This is a genomic window from Muriicola sp. (assembly GCF_049669965.1).
Lineage (GTDB): Bacteria > Bacteroidota > Bacteroidia > Flavobacteriales > Flavobacteriaceae > Muriicola.
This window is the reverse complement of sequence record NZ_JBATLB010000189.1, coordinates 1-3040: the sequence shown is the minus strand read 5'-3', so window position 1 is coordinate 3040 and position 3040 is coordinate 1. Positions and strand designations below refer to the sequence as shown.

Below are 3040 nucleotides of genomic sequence, written 5' to 3'. Positions count from 1 at the left end.
TTATAGACGATTGTTGAATCGATGTTTTTATTGTTGACGTTCAACAGCACAATAGAACTATCAGGTATGTTATTTGCTATTCCGTTCAAGGTGAAACCATCATTTTTGCTTTCGGTTTTACAGGAGGTTATTGCTGAAATCAATAAAATGTTCAATAAGAATTTTTTCATTTTCGCCAATTTTATTTAAGGTAATAATGTTTGTTTAGCTTGCAGATAACGGTCTCGTATAAGAATAGTAGCGGATTTTAAACACAAACCTTTCGTTTTAAAGACTGACCTTAAATATAAAAAAAGCGATTTCGATTAAGCACCGAAACCGCTATTATTTTTATACATTGTTGTGGCACGGTTTTTACCCATACACAGCGTATTCAGCGGTTTTTCGGTTTTTTTCCAAGTCCGATTTTACGCTGTCCAATTTCATTCCGATTGTCATAAGTGCAACTTTTCCGAGAGGTAAGCGAAGTGTCGGATTTTCTGAATTAACCAAGTCAATAATGGCTTTGGATGCCTTTAATGGGTCTCCTTCTTGTTTTCCGTCAACTCCTTTAAGTTTAGTTCTAAACGCGCCTGCTGTTTCGGAATAGTCATCAATTACACTTTCCGCTTGTCCAAGTCCCTTTCCTGCAAAATTTGTTCGGAATGGTCCAGGCTCAACTATAGATACTTTTATGCCCAAAGGTGCTACTTCTTGTGCCATTGCCTCGCTAAAGCCTTCTAAAGCAAATTTGCTAGCATTGTAAATTCCAAAACCCGAAAAAGCCTTAATTCCTCCGTGTGATGAAATTTGAACAATATGCCCATTCTTTTCTTTACGCATAAATGGTAAAACACTTTGTGTCAATTTTAACGTTCCAAAAAAGTTCGGCTCAAAAACACTTCTGACTTCTTTCATAGAAGTTTCTTCAACAGCTCCGACAAATCCTATTCCTGCGTTGTTGACCAAAACGTCAATTTTTCCGTATTCCGAAATGACTTTCTTGATACTGGTTTCAATGATCTCTTCATTGGTAATATCCAATAAGATTGCTTTTGCGTTTTTTATGTTCTTTTTATTAAATTCAGCAACTTGTGATTCGTTTCGAAATGTTCCGATTACAAAATAGCCCTTTTCAATTACAGATTCTGCAAGTGCCTTACCCAATCCGCTTGATATTCCCGTGATTAACCATATTTTATTGTCCATAACTGTATATTTTTTTGATTGTTCCAAATTTGAAATATGTAATAATTACAAATAATAGTGTTGGCAACAACCAAATCCCATTACCTATAAAGTCGTGTGCTACATGAAAAGCCACTATGTTAAAAATTACTGGAAGAAGTAAAAGCCAACCTAAAAACCTAGTTCTTGGTATTGTCAATAAAATTCCACCAATAATTTCTGCAATTGCGACTACTACAAATAAATATGAAGTGAACATTGCACCCATAAAATTTTGTGCTATTGGGTCGGCAGGCGGTTCTACTGGAATAAAGCCAAAAAGCTTATTAAGACCAAATACGACCATTAAGATTGCCAATGCCCAAATTGTGATGTTTTGAATTGTACTTTTCATTGTTCTATTTTTTTAAAGAATTAATGATTTCCGAAACTTCTACACGGTTTCTGTAGTCGCCACCTAGAGATTTTGCAAAAGAAATTGTAGCATCTTTTTCGATTACAAATACTGCTGGAATTGGCAGTTCTCTTGAATCGTCAGAATAATGTACATCAAAGTCAAAACCGAGTTCGGTCATTGTGTTTACTGGTGCATCAGCGTTTTTAAAAACGGTTGTATATTTTCTTGCAACAATATTTCCATTATCGCTCAAAACCTCAAAATTGAGTTCGTTTTTTTCTTTTACGTTTAATGATTCATCAGGTGTTTGTGGTGAGATTGCAACTAATTCAGCACCCAAATCGTGAATTTCATTTAACGCTTTTTGATAATGAGCCAATTGAAGATTGCAATATGGACACCAAGAACCTCTGTAAAACGTAAGAACAACTTTCCCTTTTGTTAGTAATTCTGAAAGTTTGGTTGTTCTGTCCGTTGCGTTTGAAAGTGCAAAATCAGGTGCTTTGTCGCCAACTTGCAATTTTAAAATGGAAGTGTGGTTCAATTGCAGATTTTCTGCGTCTTGGTCGAAGACGTTGAGAGCATCTTTAGGAATCATAGTTCCTAAATTTGTTCGTAATTCTTTTAAGTTTTCTTGGTAAGAATTTGTTTCTGTGTTCATTTTACTTTGTTTAATATGAAGCCAAAATTGACTTTACAAAGGTGTGGCAACGTACCAACTTTAAAAATGAACTAGTTTAGGAAATACTCTTGAACTACATTAAGTTTTTGAAGTAAGGTTTTTTCTGATTTTGGATAAAAACTCTGGTGTGAAGCCCAAATAAGAAGCTATTACTTTTTGTGGTACTCGTTTAACGATATTTGGATAGCGTTCTAAAATTTCCAAATACCGTTCTTCAGCGGTCATACTTAAATTGGATAACGCTCTTTTTCTTGAAAAAGCAAATGCCCTTTCTGTAGTAATCCTAAAATATTCGCTTAAACCGTGAATTTCTTTGCAAAGCCCCTCAATGTCATCATAAGTCATTTGAAATATGGTAGAGTCTTCTAAAGCCTCAACGAATAGTGTGGCAGGTGTTTGGGTTATATAACTGTAAAAGTCGCTCACAAACCAATCCTCGATCGCAATTTGTACGGTATGCTCTTTTCCTTCATTGTCTATAAAATAGGAACGAAATGAACCTTTCACGACATAATTCCGATATTGACAAACGTAATTCGGTTGGTCAATAAATTGGCGTTTTTTGATTTTGGTCGTTCGGATTATTCCAATCAGTTTTTCCGTTTCCTCTTCGTTCAGAGTAACGTATTTTCCAATGTTTTCTAGTATGTTTTTATATTGTTCCAATGTTTTTTTAAATGTGCCACAACGGCTTTGGCTATGATTTCGGCGCAGCACTGGGGCGAAGCTCAGCGTTGGGTTTCCTGCGTTGCAGGAAAAATTAACGTCGGCAAAAGCGAGCCCTGGCCGTTTAG

At 35.6% G+C, this 3040-nt stretch carries 4 protein-coding genes; all 4 read right to left on the bottom strand.

The window, feature by feature from the left end:
- Positions 1-354: 354 nt before the first annotated feature.
- Positions 355-1188 (bottom strand): oxidoreductase, encoded by an 834-nt coding sequence (locus WBM49_RS10165; RefSeq protein ID WP_424371943.1) that lies wholly within the window; start codon positions 1186-1188, stop codon positions 355-357.
- The gene (locus WBM49_RS10160) at positions 1178-1561 is read right to left on the bottom strand and encodes a hypothetical protein (RefSeq protein WP_424371942.1); all 384 of its coding nucleotides are present in this window, start codon (positions 1559-1561) and stop codon (positions 1178-1180) included. Before WBM49_RS10160 ends, WBM49_RS10165 begins: the two co-directional genes overlap by 11 nt.
- Before the next feature lie 4 nt (positions 1562-1565).
- Positions 1566-2225 (bottom strand): peroxiredoxin-like family protein, encoded by a 660-nt coding sequence (locus tag WBM49_RS10155; RefSeq protein WP_424371941.1) that lies wholly within the window; start codon positions 2223-2225, stop codon positions 1566-1568.
- A 99-nt stretch (positions 2226-2324) separates the two neighbouring features.
- Positions 2325-3040 (bottom strand): Crp/Fnr family transcriptional regulator (locus WBM49_RS10150; RefSeq protein WP_424371940.1); only part of this gene is annotated, 716 nt, incomplete at its 5' end.